General features: G+C 65.9%; 14 protein-coding genes. 6 read left to right on the forward strand and 8 right to left on the reverse strand.

Features of this window, described 5'->3' with window-relative positions; translation table 11 throughout:
- Positions 1-62 precede the first annotated feature (62 nt).
- A complete protein-coding gene (locus C487_RS11245) occupies positions 63-1,019 on the forward strand; it encodes a hypothetical protein (protein WP_006185877.1) in 957 nt (318 codons plus the stop codon).
- An 80-nt stretch (positions 1,020-1,099) separates the two neighbouring features.
- On the opposite strand, the gene C487_RS11250 is transcribed toward C487_RS11245, so the two are convergent.
- Together C487_RS11250 and C487_RS11255 are read right to left on the reverse strand one after the other, a co-directional pair.
- Complete coding sequence (locus C487_RS11250) at positions 1,100-1,342, reverse strand: hypothetical protein (RefSeq protein ID WP_006185878.1); 243 nt, start codon at positions 1,340-1,342, stop codon at positions 1,100-1,102.
- Positions 1,343-1,539: 197 nt separating this feature from the next.
- Positions 1,540-2,322 carry an ABC transporter ATP-binding protein gene (locus tag C487_RS11255; RefSeq protein WP_006185879.1) on the reverse strand — a complete coding sequence of 261 codons (783 nt, stop codon included), beginning with the start codon at positions 2,320-2,322 and terminating at the stop codon, positions 1,540-1,542.
- Positions 2,323-2,554: 232 nt separating this feature from the next.
- Here C487_RS11255 and C487_RS11260 point away from each other — a divergent pair, with 232 nt between their 5' ends.
- On the forward strand, positions 2,555-4,222 hold the full coding sequence (locus C487_RS11260; protein WP_006185880.1) for a hypothetical protein: 1,668 nt from the start codon (positions 2,555-2,557) through the stop codon (positions 4,220-4,222).
- 541 nt (positions 4,223-4,763) lie between these two features.
- On the opposite strand, the gene carB is transcribed toward C487_RS11260, so the two are convergent.
- Positions 4,764-7,940 carry a carbamoyl-phosphate synthase large subunit gene (gene carB / locus C487_RS11265; RefSeq protein WP_006185882.1) on the reverse strand — a complete coding sequence of 1,059 codons (3,177 nt, stop codon included), beginning with the start codon at positions 7,938-7,940 and terminating at the stop codon, positions 4,764-4,766.
- Positions 7,941-8,205: 265 nt separating this feature from the next.
- Here carB and C487_RS11270 point away from each other — a divergent pair, with 265 nt between their 5' ends.
- Positions 8,206-10,587, forward strand: coding sequence for a PAS domain S-box protein (locus C487_RS11270; RefSeq protein ID WP_006185883.1), 2,382 nt, complete (start codon positions 8,206-8,208; stop codon positions 10,585-10,587).
- Between the two features lie 43 nt (positions 10,588-10,630).
- On the opposite strand, the gene C487_RS11275 is transcribed toward C487_RS11270, so the two are convergent.
- The 4 genes from C487_RS11275 to C487_RS11290 all read right to left on the reverse strand — a co-directional run bounded on the left by C487_RS11275 (position 10,631) and on the right by C487_RS11290 (position 13,718).
- Positions 10,631-11,167, reverse strand: coding sequence for a DUF5815 family protein (locus C487_RS11275; RefSeq protein WP_006185884.1), 537 nt, complete (start codon positions 11,165-11,167; stop codon positions 10,631-10,633).
- A gap of 390 nt (positions 11,168-11,557) precedes the next feature.
- Positions 11,558-11,968 (reverse strand): DUF7124 domain-containing protein, encoded by a 411-nt coding sequence (locus C487_RS11280; protein WP_006185885.1) that lies wholly within the window; start codon positions 11,966-11,968, stop codon positions 11,558-11,560.
- A gap of 85 nt (positions 11,969-12,053) precedes the next feature.
- Complete coding sequence (locus C487_RS11285; RefSeq protein ID WP_006185886.1) at positions 12,054-12,302, reverse strand: hypothetical protein; 249 nt, start codon at positions 12,300-12,302, stop codon at positions 12,054-12,056.
- A 177-nt stretch (positions 12,303-12,479) separates the two neighbouring features.
- Positions 12,480-13,718: an NAD(P)/FAD-dependent oxidoreductase gene (locus C487_RS11290; protein WP_006185887.1), complete on the reverse strand. Its 1,239-nt coding sequence runs from the start codon at positions 13,716-13,718 to the stop codon at positions 12,480-12,482.
- Positions 13,719-14,022: 304 nt separating this feature from the next.
- On the opposite strand from C487_RS11290, the gene C487_RS11295 reads away from it, so the two are divergent.
- The 3 genes from C487_RS11295 (at position 14,023) to C487_RS11305 (ending at position 17,384) form a co-directional block, all read left to right on the forward strand.
- On the forward strand, positions 14,023-14,601 hold the full coding sequence (locus tag C487_RS11295) for a DUF6149 family protein (RefSeq protein ID WP_006185888.1): 579 nt from the start codon (positions 14,023-14,025) through the stop codon (positions 14,599-14,601).
- A gap of 161 nt (positions 14,602-14,762) precedes the next feature.
- Positions 14,763-16,040, forward strand: a complete 1,278-nt coding sequence (locus tag C487_RS11300; protein ID WP_006185889.1) for a polysaccharide deacetylase family protein — start codon at positions 14,763-14,765, stop codon at positions 16,038-16,040.
- A 72-nt stretch (positions 16,041-16,112) separates the two neighbouring features.
- The gene (locus C487_RS11305; protein ID WP_006185890.1) at positions 16,113-17,384 is read left to right on the forward strand and encodes an MFS transporter; all 1,272 of its coding nucleotides are present in this window, start codon (positions 16,113-16,115) and stop codon (positions 17,382-17,384) included.
- Between the two features lie 166 nt (positions 17,385-17,550).
- Here C487_RS11305 and C487_RS11310 read toward each other — a convergent pair whose 3' ends face one another.
- Positions 17,551-18,837: an ABC transporter substrate-binding protein gene (locus C487_RS11310; RefSeq protein WP_006185891.1), complete on the reverse strand. Its 1,287-nt coding sequence runs from the start codon at positions 18,835-18,837 to the stop codon at positions 17,551-17,553.
- Between the last annotated feature and the right edge of the window lie 236 nt (positions 18,838-19,073).

The following is a 19,073-nucleotide window of genomic DNA, read 5'->3' on the forward strand; positions in this document are numbered from 1 at the left end:
AGAGGGGCATATGATGGTGGACGTGGACAGCAAGTCGATAACTGGAGGTCCCGGGACAGGCTATGGATGAGACACCGCGAGGCCACCGCGCGACCGACCGACGGACCGCTCATCGACGGACGTTCCTCCGCGCCGTACCGTGCGTCGGAACGGCGCTCACAGCGACCGGTACTGTCGCCGGGAGCGTGACGGGCCGGGAGTTCCCGCCGCCAAAGCGCACCGAGTGGAGCGAACCGGTCTCGCTTGGCAACGGCGAGTTGCGGACGTTTACCACGGTCGCACCGTCGGGCGACCCGACGTACCACGGCGTCGTCCTTGATCGCGACGCGCTTACCGGTCTCCCGTCGGCCGCGGCGTTGCGAACCCGGGCGGAACGCGGCGAGTCCGGGGACAAATACGGGCCGACCGGCGCGGCCCTCGAGATCCATCACGCGTGGTCACAGGAGTTCTTCGTTCCGTTTCCCGAGGCGGCGGCGACGCCGTTTACCGTCCTCGGCCTGACCTGGAACCCGGAGGGCCACCCGCCGCCGGGAACCTACGACGTTCCGCATATCGACGTTCACTTCCACATGCTCGAGGCGGCCACAGTAGACGCCATTACGGGGCTGAACGCAGCATCGTACACCATTCCGGAGCCGCGGCTTCCGGAGGGGTACACCCGCGTTCCCGAGCCGAGTCTTGGAGGTGAGTTCGCAGTCGTCACGGACATGGGCGAGCATCTGGTCGACTCCGAATCGCCGGCGGGTCCCGGCGGCGAGTTCACCGCTACGCTCATCTGGGGGGCATACGAGACGACCGGTGACGGGTGCGGTGAGCTCACGTTCGTCGAACCGATGGTGACGAAGCGCTATCTCGAGACCGTGACCGGCACCGATCGGTACGAGATCCCACAGCCGACGCTATATCCGACGGCCGGCGCGTATCCGACGGCCTACACCGTCCGCGACGTCCCGAGCGACGATGCGATCGCGATCACGATCGAAGCGTTCACGCCCGTGGACCGGACCGAACTGCACTGAGGTTCCGTCCGGTTCGGGCCGCCTCGAGACTCGAGTGCCTAGCGGTCCGATTATCGACTCGAGCGGCGGGTCGGACGCGGTCACGTTCCGCGCGGTCTCGTCGGCGGGCGGAAAAACAGGCCGTCGAGCACGGCGATGCCGGCGATGGAAACACCGGCAAGAAGCGTCGTCTCAGCCGAGAGATCGAGGAAGTGGCCGACGAGACCGGCGACCGCGAAGGCCGTCGGAATCAGCCCCAACAGGAGATCGTATCGGGTGATCGTCGAGGCGTATTCGGCGAGTCGCGACCCCGTATCGACTCCGGTGATGTCTCTCCATCCCATCGGATCACACCTCTCGATGAGGCGTACGATCTCCCCTCACTAAAAACATATGGAAACGACTGGCGCAGAATAGAGTTCCACCGCCATCCGTCGATCTCAGGTAGCCACAACGACTCGAGTCGGTTGCCGGTCTCGATCGGTGGGTCGTCCGCCTCGATCGACCCGTCCGGGGTGACCACGGCGGCTTGGCGGGTGCGTCACTCCGCGGCCCGCTCCTTGCCCAGCCCGCCCTCGCCGTGTTCGCGGGTGATCTCGAGGAAGGCGTCCTCAAGACTGCGGGCGTCGCCGGTCTCGGCACGGGACTTGAGCCGCTCGGGTTCGCCCTCGGCGACGAGTTCGCCGTCGTGGAGCACGCCGATCTCGTCGGCCAGTTCGTCGACGACGGGCAGGATGTGCGTCGAGAGGAAGACCGTCATCTCCCGATCGGCGAGTTCGGCGATCGTGTCCCGCATCGTCCGGGCGGCGCGGGGATCGAGTCCGCTCGTCGGCTCGTCGAGGAAGGCCACCGCCGGTTCGTGGAGGACCGCCTGAATGACGCCGACCTTCTGGCGCATTCCCTTCGAGTAGTCCTCGATTCGCTTGTTCGCATCCGCGCGCAGGTCGAACCGCTCGAGCAGCGACGCGATGCGCTCGTCGGCCGTGTCCGCGGGCATGTCACGAAGACCGGCGGCGTACTCGAGCTGTTCCCGGCCGGTGAGTTCGTCGTAGATCGGCGGCTCCTCGGGCAGGTAGCCGATGTGGGGGGTCACCGATTCGCGATCGGCGATGGAGTGGCCCGCAACCCTTGCCGTCCCGGCGGTCGGTTTCGTCAGCGTCGTCAGCATCCGCATCGTGGTCGTCTTCCCCGCGCCGTTGGGACCGAGAAAGCCATAGACAGTGCCGCGCTCGACGGCCATCGTCAGGTCCGAGACGGCGACCGTCTCGCCGTAGCGTTTGGTCAGTCCCTCGGTTTCGATCGCGGGGGCGTCGGCGGCGTTCATACGAGTCCTTCAGTCTCGGTGTAATTAAATGTGTATCACAACGTACAGGAGTCCCGTCGCTGGCCTGCGCACTGACCGGGACTCGGACCGGTGCTCACGACACTGATCGAGATGCGATGGCACAGCGGACGAGAATGACAGCAATCCAAACGGTTTACTGGGAGCGCGACACGATTCCGACTATGAGACTCGATCGCTCGCTCGCCACATCCCCGAAACGAGGTGTTCGCTGATGGAGCTCGCCGCCGCCTCGCTGTCGATCACCAAGGCCGAGTTCCGACGGACCACTCGATCGGTCACCGGTAACCGGACCAGACTGATCCTGATGGCGGCGGTCGCGCTGTTCGCACTCGGTCCGATCACGGCTGTCGGCGTCCTCTTGCTTCCGGAGTTGGGAGAACACGCCGCCGACGGAACGGTCTCCGCGGCCGACGCGGCGACGGTGGCCGACTACGCCACCGGTGCCACGGCGGTCGCGTGGGTGTTTCTGGTCGTCATAGCGGTCATGCGGACGATCACGACCGTCGCCGACATCGATCAGCCATCCTTTCTCCTGCTATCGACCCCGGTCCGGAACACCGTCGTCGGCGTCGTCGCCGCGGAAACGGCCCGCTTTGCGGTCTGGCTGCTGCCGTCGACGGTGCTCCTCGCGGCGGCGTTCGCCACTGGAGCGGGAACACCGCTCCCGGTACTCGCGGCACCGCTGTGGGTCGGAGGTTGCCTGCTCACCGCGTTCCCCGTCGGGTTCGCCGTGGGCATCTGGATACGGCACCTGATCACCGCCTACGAACCGATCGCCCGATACCGGACCCTGCTGTTCGCCGCGTTCTGGGTCCTCTACCTCGGGGCGGTCACGACCGGCAGATTCGACGTGATCGCGGAAACGCTGTTCATTCGACTCCGGAGCAGTCCGCTCGGCTGGCCCGGTCACCTCCTTCTGATCGGCGTCCCCGGCGTCGATCCGTCGGCTCCCGTACTCGGCGGCGCAGCCGTCGGCGCAGTGGTCGTCCTCGGGCTCGCCTTCGTGGTCGGAACCGCCGGCGCGCGGACACACTGGTTCGCGGACCCGGCCCGAACCGACGACGAGGAACCCAGCTCGGAAACGTCCGACGATCGGCTCGACGAACTCCTTTCCGGGACGCTCTCGCGGCCGGTTCGGACGGTCGCGGTAACCGCGATCCGGCGTACGAAGCGCTCCCCGATCCGACTCACGTACGCCGGGTACCCCCTGCTCGGCAGCGTCGCGTTCGCCCAACAGATCATCGATGCCGGGACCGTGCCACGATTCGTGGCCGTCCTGCTCTGTCTGTACGTCGTCTGGGCCGCCGGCGCGCTGTTCACGCTCAACCCCCTCGGCGATCTCGGGCCGGCGCTGCCCGCCGTCGTCACGTCGACGCTCACCGGCCGACAGGCGATTCGCGGGCGAATCGTCGCCGGCGCGCTCGTCGGCGTTCCGCTCGCGCTCCTCGTCTCGGTCGTTACGGGCATCGTCAGCCCGCTCTCGCTCGAGCGCACCGCCGCGCTGGTCGGGGGCACCGTCGTCGGGACGATCGCGACGCCGGCACTGGCGGCCGGGATCGGCTCGGCGTTCCCTCGCTTCGGAAGCGTCAACATCACGTCCAACCGCGAGGCCGTGATGCCGAGCAAGACCGCCTTCCTCGTCTACACGCTCGCGATCGCGCTCCCCGCGGTCGCCGCCGTCGTGTTGTCCCTCGAGGCCCCCGAAGCGATCGCCGGCCTGCTCAGGTCGGTCACCGCGTGGACGCCGCTCCCCGCGGTCTCGCTATCCGCCCGCACGATCACGACCGGTGCGTGGATCGTCCTGATCGCCGGCTTACTCGCCCCGCCGATCTCCTATCGCTACGCGGTCGAGCGGTTCGACTGGTACGACCTCGAGTGACTCGGTGACCGGAGCAGCAATCCCCGCCGGGCGGCAGTACACGCGGTTTCGCCCCGAACCGCGCTCGAGAACGCCGAACGGGCGACGATTTCATCGATCGACAGCGGCTACTGACGCGACAGGACAGGCTCCGTGACGGCGAAGACGACGACTGAGACTACTAATCGTTTCGGCGACGGGTCCGAATCGAACGCGTTACTGCGAATCGATCTCGTCCGGCAGATGATCTACGCCGTATGCCTGTATTACTTGACGAATATGGAAGTTCTTCTCCGACGGGTCGTCGCTCTGTAATGCTTTCTCGAGGTGTTCCATACAGTCATCAGCTAGCTTCGGCATCTTACTACGAGTGTAGTTCGTCACACCACTAAAAAGCATATATCTTCCTATAACTATGGCAGACAGGCATTGCTAACGGAATCGAACGTGGCGTCGATCGATCGGCACGGGCGGCGACACACTGTCTCATGACGGAGTCGACACCGTCCGACGGCAGTGTCACGCCGGAGATGGTGTCGGGAGTCGGCCGAGGCAGGCGTCGTTACTCCGCGGCACCCCACTCGGCGACATGCGTCGGGCGGTCGGTTACCGACGCGACTTCGAGGTCGCCCTCGAAGCTCTCGAGCGCTTCGACGTAGGCCTCGGCGCTCGCTTCGGTCGACAGGTAGGGGATTTCCTCCTCGACGGCCATCTCCAGCGAGTCGCGGTCGCGGCTGACGACGAAGTCGACTGCTCCCTCGCGGATGGCTGCCGGCACGTCGTCGAACTCGGCCACGTCGAAGTGATTCTCGAAGCCGTCGACATCGAGGTCGACCACGGCGGTCCCCTCGCTGACGGCGTTGCCGGCGGCCTGCTGGGCCTTCCAGTACGCCGTGCCGAAGTCGCTTGCGGTGCCCATGACCTCGCCGGTAGACTTCATCTCCGGGCCGAGACGCGGGTCCGAGCCCGGCAGGCGGTCGAACGGCAACACGACCTCCTTGATCGAGGTGTGGTCGGGAATCCGCTCGTCGGCCTCGAGACTGGCCAGCGTCTCGCCGGCCATGACCTTCGCGGCGAGTTTGGCGATCGGAACGCCGGTCGCCTTCGAGACGAAGGGCACGGTCCGCGAGGAGCGCGGGTTGGCCTCCAGCACGTACACCTCGCCGTCACGAACCGCGAGCTGGACGTTCAGCAGGCCCTTGGTCTTGAGCGCCTCGGCGATGTCCTCGGTGACCTCGCGGACGCGTTCGAGGGTGTCCGCCTCGAGCGACCGGGGCGGGATCATACACGCGGAGTCGCCGGAGTGGACACCCGCCGTTTCGACGTGTTCCATGATGCCGCCGATGATGACGTTGCGGCCGTCCGAGACGGCATCGACGTCGAGTTCGATCGCGTCCTCGAGGAAGTCGTCGACGAGGATCGGCTTGTCGGGGGCGACGCGGACGGCTTCCTCGATGTAGGTCCGGAGTTCCTCGTCGTCGTAGACGACCTCCATCGCGCGCCCGCCCAGCACGTAGGAGGGGCGCACGAGGACGGGATAGCCGATATCGTGGGCCAGTTCGAGGGCTTCCTCCTCGGAGAAGGCGGTCCCGCCGTCCGGCTGCGAGATGCCCAGTTCGGCCATCAGGGCGTTGAATCGGTCGCGGTCCTCCGCGAGGTCCATCGCCTCGACGGAGGTCCCCATGACCTCACAGTCCAGCCCGCGGCGCTGCAGTTCGTCCTCGAGCGGTTCGCCGATGTTGACGGAGGTCTGACCGCCGAACTGGACCATCACGCCGTCGGCACCGGTCGCCTCGGCGACGTCGGCGACCTCCTCCGCGGTGATGGGTTCGAAGAACAGCCCGTCGGAGGTGTCGTAGTCCGTCGACACCGTTTCGGGGTTGTTGTTCACGACGTAGGCGTCGATCCCCAGTTCGCGCAGGGCGCGGACCGCGTGGACCGAACAGTAGTCGAACTCGACGCCCTGGCCGATACGGATCGGGCCGCCGCCGACGACGATCACGCTCTCGAGGTCGCGGTCGACCTCGAGTTCGCCGGCCGCGGCGTCGCCCAGCAGCGGTCCCGATTCGAACTCCGACTTGCGGGCGGAGTAGTAGTACGGCGTCTCGGCCTCGAACTCGCCGGCGCAGGTATCGACCTGCTTGTAGGTGCGACCCGGGACCTCGGTTTCGACGGTATCGACGTCCGCACCGGCGGCGGACGCGATCGTCGCGTTGGTGTGGCCAGCGATCGCGGCCTCGGTGAAGTCACCCTCCTGGGCCGCCAGCGTCGAGTCTGCGATACGCTTGAGGCGCTCGGTGTACCACTCGAAGATACCCGTCAGCTCCTGGACCTCCGCGACGGTGTAACCGCGTTCGAACGCCTCGAACATCGCGTAGGGGCGATCCGGCGACGGGCGCTCGAGGTAGCGCTCCTCGAGTTCGTCATCGCTGACCGCAGTCCAGTCGACGTCTGGTTCGTACTCGCTCGAGCGTAAGGCTTTGAGCAGCGACTCCTCGAACGTGCGGCCGATGGCCATCGCCTCGCCGGTCGACTTCATGGCCGTCGTCAGTTCGAAGTCGACGTCGTCGAACTTGTCTTTGGGCCACCGGGGGACCTTGGTGACGACGTAGTCGATCGCGGGCTCGAAGGCGGCGGTGGTCTCGCCCGTGATCTCGTTGTCGATTTCGTGGAGGCGTTTACCCAAGGCGACCTTCGCGGTGACGCGGGCGATCGGGTAGCCGGTCGCCTTCGACGCGAGCGCCGAGGACCGGGAGACGCGGGGGTTGACTTCGACGACGCGATACTCGCCGCCGGGGGTGCCGTCGTCGTGCCAGGCGAACTGGATGTTACAGCCGCCCTGAATGCCGAGTTCGCGGATGACCTCGAGCGCGGCGGTACGCATCTCCTGGTGGCCCTCGTCGGGGACGATCTGGGAGGGCGTGACGACCGTCGACTCCCCGGTGTGGATGCCCATCGGGTCGATGTTCTCCATGTTACAGATGATGATACAGGAGTCGTCGGCGTCGCGCATGACTTCGTACTCGTACTCGACCCAGCCGGCGATCGACTCGGTGATGAGGACCTCGCTGTTGCGGGAGAGGCGCAGTCCCTTGCGGACACGGCGGAGGAGTTCGTCCATCTCGTGGACGACGCCGGACCCGGACCCGCCGAGGGTGTAGGTAGTGCGGGCGATGACCGGCAGGCCGCCGACTTCGTCGACGGCGGCCTGGACGCGTTCGTGGAGGTCGTCTTCGGTCAGTTCCGAGACCGTCTCGCCCTCGTCGAGCGAGATGGTCGTCGAGGCGGGAACCGGCTGCCCGATCTTCTCCATGCGCTGGCGGAAGAGATCGCGGTCTTCGGTGGCGTAAATCGTGTCCAGCGGCGTCCCCATGATCTCGACATCGTACTCCTCTAAGACGCCCTCCTCAGCGAGTTCGGCGGTGACGTTCAGGCCGGTCTGCCCGCCCAGGCCGGCGATGACGCCGTCGGGGTTTTCCGCCCGGATGATCTCGGCGATGGCGTCGGTCGTGATCGGTTCGATGTAGACCTCGTCGGCCATCTCCGGATCGGTCATGATCGTCGCCGGGTTCGAGTTTACGAGGACGACGCGAGCGCCTTCCTCCTGAAGCGCCCGACAGGCCTGTGCGCCCGAGTAGTCGAACTCGGCGGCCTGTCCGATCTGGATCGGGCCGCTCCCGATCAACAGGATCGTGCGTCCGTCCCCCGTCTCGCCGTCTGCGGCGGTGTCCGTACTCATTTGTCTTGTCGAAACGGAGTTCGCACATCGTAATAAGCCCCACGATACAATACGAATCTCGAAACGGCTTTTCGAAATTCGAATTCGATCGGCGATGGCACCTCAACCCGGACCGCGTTCGCAACGGTCGCGGCGGGTTCGGTGGTTGGGTGTGACTGTCTTCCGCTCCCGTCGCGGGTACTCCGAGTGGTGGTACGGCCGGCTATAATCGAAAATCCCGGCCACACGCCTTATCACGACGCGTTCCGTTCTTCGTATCAATTAGATGGCTGCGTCCGGCACTCCCCGCTTCCAGCACCCGATTACCGTTATCTACGCCGACCCGGACTCCGCGGCTCGCCGTCGAACCGTCGACGAACTCGAGTCGGCCGCGGACGAACTCGCGATCGATCCCGTCGCGACGCCGGCCGAGCTCCGCGGCGCGCTCGTGGACGCGGACGAGCGGACGTGTGTCGTCACCGAATATCGGTTCGCCGAAACGGACGCGCTGTCGCTGTACGACCGCATCCGGGGGGATGGGGCCGCCGAGATTCCGTTCGTACTCTACACCGCCGATAGCGACGAACGGCTCGCGAGCGACGCCATTACGGCCGGCCTGTCCGGCTACGTCCCGAGAGATGTCGCGGATTCGACGGAGCGACTCCTCGCACAACTCCGGACGGTCGTCGACGGACGGGGCCGGTCGGGCGACGCACGGGCCGTCGATCCGCCCCCGTCGGCCCGAACGCCAGATATCGACTGGGATCACTTCACGACGCTTTTCGAGTACAGCCCCGACGCGATCATCGTGACGCGCCGTGCCGATCCGAATCGAATCGTCGACGTCAACCCCGCGTTCGAGGAGATTTTCGGCTACGATCGCGATGCTGTCTCGGGGGACTCGCTCGACGATGTCCTCGTCCCCGACGACGACGAGCCAGTCTGCATCGCGGGAACGGTTGGGCTCGGTGACGTAGTCACCACGGTCGTCGAGCGTCTGACGGTCGACGGCCCCAAACACTTCTCCCTCCGCGGGTTCGCGGCCGAGATCGACGGCGACATCTACGAGTACGCGATCTATACCGACATCAGCGAGCGGAAGCGTCGCGAACGGGAACTCGAGCAGTACCGGACCCTCGTCGATACGGTCGGCGATCCGATGTTCGTCCTCGACGCCGAGGGACGGATCGAGATGGTCAACGACGCGATGGCGGACGTGCTCGGCAAGTCGCGTGCCGAACTCGTCGGCGAGTATCCCGGCGACTATATGCCCGACGAGGACGTCGAGCGGGCGAAACGGACCCTCCGCGAAATCCTGTCCGACGACGATCGGACGTGGGATACCTACGAGATGCAGTTCGAACCCGTCGACGGCGACCCCGTGCTCGTCGAGAACAACGTCGCGCCGCTGGTCGACGACAGCGGCTCGTTTACCGGCAGCGTCGGCGTCATCCGAGATATCAGCGACTACAAGGAGCGGGAGCGACGGATACACCGTCTCCACGAGGGGACCCGTCGACTGATGGCCGCGGAGCGCACCGAGGAGGTCGCTCGCGTCGCCACCGAAATCGCCCACGACGCGCTGTCGCTCGAGATGAATTCGATTCATCTGTACGAAGAACGGGCGGACGGCTCCCCACGGGATGACGACAGATCCGCCGCCACCGATACGAGCGACGACGCCGACGGGGACCGCGGCATGCTCGTTCCGGTCGCGATGACCGACGAGACGAAAGCGCTGCTCGGGACGGTCCCGACGATCGAGGCGGGCAACGGCATCGCCTGGGACGCCTTCGAGGCCGGCGAGACCATCGTCCACGGCGACGTTCGCTACGCCGAGAACCTCCGAAACCCCGAGACCCCGGTCCGGAGCGAGATCCATATCCCGCTCGGCGATGAGGGAATCTTCATCGCTAGTTCGACGGCGACGAACGACTTCGAACCGGAGACCGTTACGCTGGCACGCATCCTCGCGGCCAACGTCGAAGCCGCCCTCGAGCGGGCCCGCCGCGAGGACGAACTCGCCGCGCGGACCGCGGAACTCGAGCGCCAGAACGACCGGCTGGATGCCTTCGCGAGCACCGTTTCCCACGACCTGCGGACCCCACTGACGCTCGCGGCGGGCCACCTCGAGAACCTCGAACCCCACATCGACGCCGAGGGCGAGCACTACCGCGCGGAGATCGAGTGGGCGCTCGAACGGATGGACGTCCTCATCGAGAACGTCCTCGCGCTGGCCCGAAGCGGACAGCGACTGACGGAAACGGAGCCGGTCGCTCTCGATGCCGTCGTCGAGCGAGCGCATCGAACGGTCGACGCCGACGTAACCGTCGTTCGGGAGGGGACGTTACCCACGGTCGAGGGGGACGAGGAGCGACTGCTCGTGCTCTTCGAGAACGTCTTCCGAAACGCGCGTGAACACGTCGGACCAGACGTAACGATTACCGTCACGGCAACCGAAGACGGGTTCGCGATCGGCGACGACGGCCCCGGTATCCCGCCGCACGAGCGCGAGGACGTCCTCGAGTTCGGCTACAGTACTGCCGCGGACGGCACCGGTTTCGGGCTGGCGATCGTCTCCGAGGTCGTCGAGGCCCACGGCTGGTCGATCTCCGTCGACGAGAGCGAGGCTGGCGGGCTTCGGTTGGCCGTTTCGTTCGGGGAGTAACTGATACCGACTCCGCCGGGCTGTAGATGTCCGCGGCCGCCTCTCAGAGCGGCTGGTCGTGCTCGCTTTCGAACTCGCGCTGGCGGCGGTACTGGTCGACGAACTCCGCGACGTCGAACTCGAGCATCTGGGACTCGAACTCGGTCACGGCGTCGTCGTTCTCGGCGTGACTGATCGCGTGCTCCATGAGTTCGACGACGAGTTCGACGACGACCTCGTGGAGGCGGCGGGCATCGAAGTCGGTTAGCCACAACAGCGTGTAGCCGACGGCACCGTCGTCGCTTGCGTCGTAGACGACGACCTCCTCGGGGAACTCCTCGAGAACCACGCCCAGCAGGTGTGGCGTCCCGAACTCCTCGAACTCGTCGTCCGTGTCGATCGTCTCCTGAAGGACGGCGACGAGCGACTCCGGGAAGAAACGCGAGGGCGGATGTACGTCGGTCACGACGGCGTGAGCGTCGCCGCAGGGACAGGCGTACTCGCGCATGCCCAGATCGATCTCGTGGGGATCGACACGCTCCCCGCAGGGGAGCTCGAGGCGATCACCGCTGTCGGAACCCGGAGCGCCGGAATCTGCCATTGTGAGCGCTTCGGCGGGCGCGGACATAAGCGCGACGACTCGCGGAGAACGGGCGGCGGCCCGGCTTTTGCGACCGAGTCGTCGAAAGGGATGGCGGAGCGTCCAGCGGGACGCTTCAGACGGTGACTCGAGCGCGCCGCAGTAGACCGTCTTCGTCCCCGCTGTGGTGGCGACGGATACCCGCACGGACGGCGTTCGAGGCCGACTCGAGAGAGACGACCCGCGACGAGGGAATCGCGGTCGACGACTGCGGAGTGGACGTGCCGACTCGCGCGGTCGACGCGCAACTGTGGGGGCAGGGAGCAGAGAACCCTCAGTACGACACGCTCCTCGTGACTTCAAAACGGTTTCAGGACCGGTGGGAGCGCCCGGTCGATCCAACGGCGTGGCCTACGGCCAGTCGTCGCGGACCTGTTCCGCGTCGTCGTCCTCGTCTTCGGCGTGGCTCGCCACGATCCAGTCGGCCGCCTCCGCCGCGTCCTCGACGTCGAGATACTCCCAGCCGACCTCGTCGGCCAGTCGCTCGTCGTCGTCGTTTGCACCGACGTAGACGTAGCGTTCGGTGTCGAACTGGTCTTTGACGCCCTCGAGGCTCTCCGCTTTCCCGCGGGGGCCGGAGAAGAAGTCCTGTCGGATGCGGTTCTTCCGCGTGAAGTTCGTCACGACGTAGGTCGGTTTCTCCGAGACGACGCCGATGTACTCGGTCCACCCTCTGGCGTCTTCGAACACGCGCTCGGGCGAGGCGAGTTCCTTGAGCGCCTCGAGCTCGAACGCCAGTGTCATATCGCTGTCGCCGTTCATGCCTCACCGAAGGCGCGCACGCGGGAAAACGACTTCGATACCACCCACCGGCGAGCGGGCCGAGCCGCGACGCACCGGGGTCGGCTCAAACGCGTGCGACGCGGTAGTAGTCCGTGAAGACCAGTATCTCGCCCGGTTCGAGGTCCGTCGCGGCGGTCGAGACCGGTCGGTCCTCCGAAACGGCGCGATAGACGGCCGCCAGCGTCTCCGTGTCGAGCTGATCGACGTGGCGAACTGTTGCGCTCGCCGCGACTGATTCGACCTGCTCGAGTCGAGCATCGGCGTGTTCGATCCGTACCGATCGACGGCGGCGTTCACTGGCAGCCATGTTCATTGCTACCAAATGTCCGATACTGACTTAATAGTTCCGGCGCGGGGAGCGACTGGTCACGGCACGGGCGACACTGCGTGTCCCAGTTGCTACGCGGCGGGGATCGAACGGACTGCCACCGAGCCGGCGCGCTCGGCGACTCGAGAACGCGAAAAAACGGACTCCGTTGGGCGAACCGGACTACTGTTCCTGGGGCGCTGCGAGGTCGTCCAGATCGACGGACTGTTCCAGGAGCACGTCGGCCTGGTCGGCGACGACGCGCTGTTCGCGCATGAGCTGTTTGAACTTGCTCTGGGGCGAGAGGTCGCCGATGAGGACGCCGCCGACGATCCGGCCGTCCTTGAAGGCGATGCGACGCCACTCGGTGTCGCTGTAGCGCCGTTCGGCGTGTTCGTCGCCCAGCGTCGGGTGACCGAACGAGAGGAACGGGAAGTCGAAGTGGGTAATGGAGTACGAGGAGACCCACTGGAACCCCTCGGCTTCCTCGTCGGCGGCCATGTTGACCGCGGCGACGCGGCCCTGTTCCTTCGCCGAGCCCCACGAGCCGTTCTGGGCCTGCTCGCCGAGCAGGACGTCGTAGAACCGAGTGAGATCGCCGGCGGCGTAGACGTCGTCGACGTTGGTCTGCATGTGTTCGTCGACGACGATCCCGTTGTCCCGTTCGATGCCGGACCCGCGGAGGAACTCGGTGTTGAAGTTCAACCCGATAGCGGCCCCGACGAAGTCACATTCGTAGCGGTCGCCGTTCGGATCGACGGCGGCGGTAACGTGTCCGTCGTCGTCGGTCTCGAAATGATCAACGCCGCTATCGAAGACCGGTTCGACGCCGACCTCTCGCATGCCCTCGTGCATGATCTCCGCACCGTCGCCGGAGAGGGCGTATCGCCACCAGCGGTCGCCGCGCATCAGGTACTCGGCCTCGATTCCCTGTGCACCACAGACCGCGGCGAAGTCGATCCCGAGGAGTCCGGCACCGACGATGACGCCCTTGTCCGCGTTTTCCGCGTGCTCGCGGATGCCGCGGGCGTCCTCGAAGGTCCAGAAGTGGTGAATCCCGTCTGCATCGCTGTTTTCGACGGGCAGTTGTGTCGGCGTCCCGCCGGTCGCGACGAGCAGCTTATCGTACGGAATCTCGCCGCTATCGTGGGTGTTGACGACCTTCGCGTCGGTATCGACGCTCGTGACGTGGGTGTTCAACGAGAGATCGATCTCGCGTTCCTGATACCAGTCCTCGTCGTGAATCGAAATGGGGGCTTCGGGGAGCTTGCCTTTCGCGTGTTCCTTGATGAGAATCCGGTTGTACAGTGGCTCCCCCTCATCGGTGATGACGGTAATCTTCGCGTCCGGGTCTTCCTCCCGGAGGGTCTCGGCGGCCGAACTACCCGAGATCCCGTCACCGATGATGACGTACTGAGTCATATCGGGAACGTTCGTAATGCGGGTTAAAGTGGGTTGCTATCTCGTCCATTTTACCGTACGGGGGGCGTTGACACTACGATCGTAAACTGAACCCCGAATATATTCACCAGAGTAGCTCCGGCCCAACGGTTCCGATACCAATTCTCGGGCGAGCACGGGTTGCCGCCATCTCCGACGCCGGTCCGTCACCGCCGATCGACCTGCCCGCCCGGAGTAGCAACGGGGCTCGAGCGTCGACGAACCGGCGTCGGGCCTAACAATGTTGTCCGAACGGCTCTTTAGGACTCCGTCCCAAGGCGAAGACATGAAACTCCGTCAGAACGCGAAACACTTCGCCTATCGGAAGGCCCTCGAGACGCCGGGCATCCGATCGGTGGCCAACTCGGGTCTCGTCAGGCTCCATACCAAGATCTTCGCCGGGAAGGCCGACCCCGCCCACGCCGAGGAGCGCACGGCCCACCTCGATGGACTCTTCGACGCGACGATGGACGCCTACCTGCGTGCGCTACAGGAGGGCTACTCCGAAGCCGAGGCGCGCGAGATCACGCACATCCAGGCCAACTTCGACTTCTACAACCACGGCTGGACCGAGATGATGGAGTTCCCCGCCGACGAACTCGAGGCCCACTACGACCGCTACGGCGACTTTTTCGACCGCTGGGACGTGACGATCGCCGAGCCGCTGGGCCAGTTCGCGCCGCCGGCGGGCCTCCCCGAAGCGCCCTCGACGCCCGAACGCCTCGAGAATCCCGACCATCCCCACGCCGAAGGCGGATTCGCCGACGATGTCTACGTCGAAACCGACGACGGGGAACTCGTCGTCGGCGGTCGTGATGCGGCGACCGACGGGTCGCGAGCCTCGAATAGCAACCGAACCGATTGACACACTGATCGTAACGCCCTCGTGCGATCAGGTGCGCACTGACTGTCAGTTGCTACGATAGCGGCAGCCGAACGGCACCCCGGGTATCCGCCTCATACCTTCGGAACCGACGAGAGTAACGAGTTCGTAACAATAGCTGCTGTCGACCTGGGTCGTCGTAAATGCAACGGCGGCACTATCTCGCAGCGACGGCGTCGCTTTGTCTGGCCGGCTGTCTCACCTCGAGATGGGTCGATTCGGCACCGGCAGAGGCTGATTCGAACGCGAGCGACATCGATCCGTCACCACGGCCCGAAACCGGCGATCCGCCACCGGCGAGTGATCCGGGACCGGTCGGGACGATCGACGACTTCGAGACGCTCGACTCCTGGGAGGTTTTCGGCGCGACGCTCTCGCCCGACCCGTCCCGGTCAGTCGTCGGGACCCGGAGCGCCCGCCTCGAGATTCCGGCGACCGAGCGGACCGGCGGAATCACGGCGACGTTCGACGAGCCCCGCGACCTCGCCGACGTCGTTCCAGGTCTCGCCGTCGCGTCGAAGGGGCTCGTCGTCCCGTGGCTCCGTTTGACCGACGATGACGGCCGCGAGATCGACTACCGTCGCGGGATCAAGGGCGGTCTTCCGCTCGTCCGATACAACTTCGGGATCGACGCGATCGCGGCGGATTTCGATCCGACCGCGGTCCGCAAACTCTCCGTCCTCGTCAGGACGAACGAGGGAGCGGCGGAAACCGTCTGGCTCGACGACCTCCATCTCGTGCCACGGCCCGACACCGGGAAAGTGATGTTCCAGTTCGACGACGCCCACGTCACCGACTACACGAAAGCGCTCCCGACACTCGAGGAGTACGGCTATCCCGCCGTCTCGTTCGTCAACCCGGGTCGGATCGAAGCGGAGATGCGCGGTGCCGACGACCCCGGTGGCTTCCCTCGGCTCACGGCCGATCACCTTCACGAACTCCACGACGCCGGTTGGGTCATCGGTAACCACTGTTACACCCACCCGCACCTGTCGACCCTCGAGACGAAAACACAGGAGTCGGAAATCAAGAGGGGAAAGGACTGGCTCGAGGCGGAAGGGTTCGAGGACGGGGCACGGTACTTCGCCTATCCGCACGGCGACTACGACGAACGGACGCTCGCCCTCGTCGAGCGGCATCACGACCTCGGCTTTGCGGGCGGCCGCCCGGTGCAGGGCTACGCCGTGAACCCGCAACAGACGTCCCGGATCGGCGAACCCACCGCCGAGCGCGCCCGGACGGCGATCGAGCGCACGGCGTCGATGCGCGGGATTACCGCGCTGTTTTTCCATCGACTCGAGGGCGATACCCTCGCCGCCTTCGAGACGGCGGTCGAGACGGTTCACGAATACCACTCCGCCGGCAAGCTCGACGTGATCCTGCCGGCGGATCTCGAGGGCCCGCTCCGGTTCGATTCGTAGCGGGCCCGGGTGCGGACGACGCCGGTTCCCAAGCGGCTAAGTGCACGGCGGGCCCGGAATCGGGTAACGGATATGGGGCTGAACGCGAACGATCGCGCGATCGCGGGCTTTACCATGACGGGCCACGCGCTCGTCCACTGGTTCGAGACCTCGATCCCGATCTTTCTGGTCGTCTGGCTGACCGAGTTCGACGTGGGCGTCGCGACGTTCGGAATCGTGGTCGCGCTCGGGTACGCGCCCTTCGGACTGGGGGCGCTTCCCGGCGGTATCCTCGCGGATCGATACGGCCCGAAACGGCTCGTCGTGACCTGTCTCGCGGGGATGAGTGCCGCGTTCCTCGTGCTCTCGTTGGCCGCGTCGATATACACGATCGCCGTCGGCCTCGTCCTCTGGGGCGTCGCGGCCAGCGTTTACCACCCCGCCGGCCTCGCGCTCATCAGTACCGGCGTCTCGGAGCGCGGGACCGTCTTCGCCTGGCACGGCATCGCCGGCAACGCCGGTATCGCGCTCGGCCCCTTCGTCGCCGCGACGCTGCTGATCTTCCTCGAGTGGTCGCTCGTCGCGGCGATCCTCGCCGTGCCCGGCATCCTCGCCGTTCTCTACGGGCTCGGTGCGGAGTTCGATCCGACCGCCGCCGTCGACGACGGCGTCGACGCCGGCCCCGACGAGGCGCTGTCGCTATCGGCGCTCGTCTCGGATTCCCGGGCGCTGTTCGCGAGCGCCTTCGCGATCATCTTCGCCGTCGTCGCCGTCGAGGGGCTGTACTACCGCGGCATGCTCACCTACCTCCCCGAGATCCTCCACGGCCTCGACGCGATCGGCGGACTCGCCGTTCCCGCCGGTCTCGAGGGAATCGAGCCGGCCGATTACATCTACGTCGGGCTACTGGTCGTCGGGATGGGCGGACAGTACGTCGGCGGGAAGCTGACCGATCGCGTGCCGCCGGCACGCGGGCTGATCGGACTCTTCGCCGTTCTCGCGGTCCTCGCGCTCGCGTTCGTTCCCGGGACCGAACTGGGACTGGTCGGGATCACCGTCCTCTGTGGCACCTTCGGGTTCTTCCTCTTTGCGATCCAACCGTTCTATCAGAACGCGGTCGCGGTGTACACGCCGCCGGACACGCGCGGGCTCTCCTACGGCTACACCTATCTCGGGGAGTTCGGACTCGGCTCGGCGAGTATCGCCGTCGGCGGCGTCGTCCTCGGCGAGGCCTCGCTGACGGCGTTTTTCGCCCTGATCGCGACCTTCGCGCTCGCCGGGGCCCTCCTCTCGGTCGCGCTGCTCGTCGGCCGCGACCGGTTCGTCGACGCAGGCCACCCCGCCGACGCGAACGCGGACGGCTGACGACACGGCCGTACGAACCGATTCCCAGCGACTCGAGACGGCGACTCGACTGGCACTCGAACGACGGCTGGGGGAGACGCGAACGCCCGTGAAGTGGCGGCGTCCATGGGTGCAGACCTGAAACGCCCACCGCTCGGGAGTCTCCGCTTTCAGGCGGAGAAAGCTATCAAGCGAGCCACGACGGCGTGACGTAGCCCGAGCCGGTCGCCTGTTCCGGCGGCCAGATGACCTCTTGTCTTCCATCGCCGTCATCGCCCTCCTGCCACTGGAAATAAACCGTCTCCGCCTTGTTGTAGACGAGGTCGTGGGCGACCGGAGTGCCCGCGACTTCGGCCTCCCGATCGTAGAACTCGACCGTGCCGGCGGTCCCGGTAAAGGACACGTCCTCGAGCGCGGGGACCAGTTCCTCGTGACCGAACGTTTCCTCGTCTTCGACCGCCGCTGCGAACAACGTGATCGCATCGTACGTGTGGTAGCCGGTATACACGGGGTTCGAGCCCGCGAACGTGTTCCGATATGACTCGACGAAGGGTTGAGTAGCGTCGGTTATCGTGCTGTTCGCCGTGGCGCTGCTTTGACCGATGGCGTACTGACACTCCCCGCCGACCAGGTCGTAGTACGCCGGGAGCTGCATCGGGACGTGGATTCCGCCGAAGTCGAACTCGCGTTCGGGAACCCCCCAGTCCATCAGGGCGCTGGTTCCGGTGTGGGCGGTCGTGATGAAGACCGCGTCGGCATCCGCCGCTTCGACCTCGTCGTACCGGCTCTCGAAGCTGTCTATCGACGGCGGATACCGCTCCTCGAGCGCGACGTCGACGCCGGTCTCCCCGATCCGGTCCTGATAGACGCGCCACGGTTTTTCCGTCCACTCGTAGTCCTCGGCGAGGAGCGCGATCGAGTCCCAGCCGAGTTCGTCGGCCATGTCGGTCAGGAAGTCGATCTGCATGCGGCCGTAGTCGATATCGCTGTTCGGTCCGGCGCGGAAATGGTACTTGTACTCGTCGTACTGCTCGTGGACCAGCCGACTGACTTCGGTCGTCGCCGCGCCGGAGGTCAGGTGGATCGTCTCCTGTTCCGCGATGTCGTCGATGATACCCAGCAACGCCTCGCTCGCGAACACGCCGGTCGTTACGTCGACGTCTTCCTCGAGAATGAGCCGCTGGTACTGGCGGCGCGCCTCCAGCGGACTCGAGTTCGTATCCCCCAAAACGAGTTCGACATCACGGCCGAGGATCCCGTCGCCGTCGTTGAGATGGCTGACCGCGAGCGTTGCGGCCCGGTACATCGACCGACCGATCATGTCGCTGTCCGGGTTCGGTGCCAACAGCCCGATTCTGACCGGCGTCGTGCCGTCGCTCTCCCCGACGACCGAGCCGGCCGTCTCGAGACAGCCGGCACCCGCCGTCCCCGCCGCGACTCCACCCGTCGTTTGCAGGAATCGTCGTCGGTTCACGCCTCGAGAGCCCGGACTCGCCGTGGCCCGTGAACCGAGTCCCGTCGCAGTGTCATCAGACATCTTGACACTCGTTTCGTCTTAATTCGCTTAGTGTTTGTGGTAGTGTACCAATAGCATGGGTCGGTCCGGGATAGTTGGAACGAGAGTCGTCCGATTAGGTGTGTAGTGCCGTTCAGCGACTGCGATCGTGTTGCGACCGTCGCACCTGATCGTTTCGGGCACCCGCCGGAAGT

It is taken from the genome of Natrinema pallidum DSM 3751 (assembly GCF_000337615.1).
In the GTDB taxonomy this organism is placed as follows: Archaea; Halobacteriota; Halobacteria; order Halobacteriales; family Natrialbaceae; genus Natrinema; species Natrinema pallidum.

Bases quoted from the DNA above. Each gene is read 5' to 3' on its own strand.
- C487_RS11285 (WP_006185886.1), bottom strand. From the start codon at position 12,302: ATGAACATGGCTGCCAGTGAACGCCGCCGTCGATCGGTACGGATCGAA.
- C487_RS11280 (WP_006185885.1), bottom strand. From the start codon at position 11,968: ATGAACGGCGACAGCGATATGACACTGGCGTTCGAGCTCGAGGCGCTC.
- C487_RS11260 (WP_006185880.1), top strand. From the start codon at position 2,555: ATGGAGCTCGCCGCCGCCTCGCTGTCGATCACCAAGGCCGAGTTCCGA.
- C487_RS11275 (WP_006185884.1), bottom strand. From the start codon at position 11,167: ATGGCAGATTCCGGCGCTCCGGGTTCCGACAGCGGTGATCGCCTCGAG.
- C487_RS11250 (WP_006185878.1), bottom strand. From the start codon at position 1,342: ATGGGATGGAGAGACATCACCGGAGTCGATACGGGGTCGCGACTCGCC.
- carB (WP_006185882.1), bottom strand. From the start codon at position 7,940: ATGAGTACGGACACCGCCGCAGACGGCGAGACGGGGGACGGACGCACG.
- C487_RS11270 (WP_006185883.1), top strand. From the start codon at position 8,206: ATGGCTGCGTCCGGCACTCCCCGCTTCCAGCACCCGATTACCGTTATC.
- C487_RS11245 (WP_006185877.1), top strand. From the start codon at position 63: ATGGATGAGACACCGCGAGGCCACCGCGCGACCGACCGACGGACCGCT.
- C487_RS11300 (WP_006185889.1), top strand. From the start codon at position 14,763: ATGCAACGGCGGCACTATCTCGCAGCGACGGCGTCGCTTTGTCTGGCC.
- C487_RS11295 (WP_006185888.1), top strand. From the start codon at position 14,023: ATGAAACTCCGTCAGAACGCGAAACACTTCGCCTATCGGAAGGCCCTC.
- C487_RS11255 (WP_006185879.1), bottom strand. From the start codon at position 2,322: ATGAACGCCGCCGACGCCCCCGCGATCGAAACCGAGGGACTGACCAAA.
- C487_RS11305 (WP_006185890.1), top strand. From the start codon at position 16,113: ATGGGGCTGAACGCGAACGATCGCGCGATCGCGGGCTTTACCATGACG.
- C487_RS11290 (WP_006185887.1), bottom strand. From the start codon at position 13,718: ATGACTCAGTACGTCATCATCGGTGACGGGATCTCGGGTAGTTCGGCC.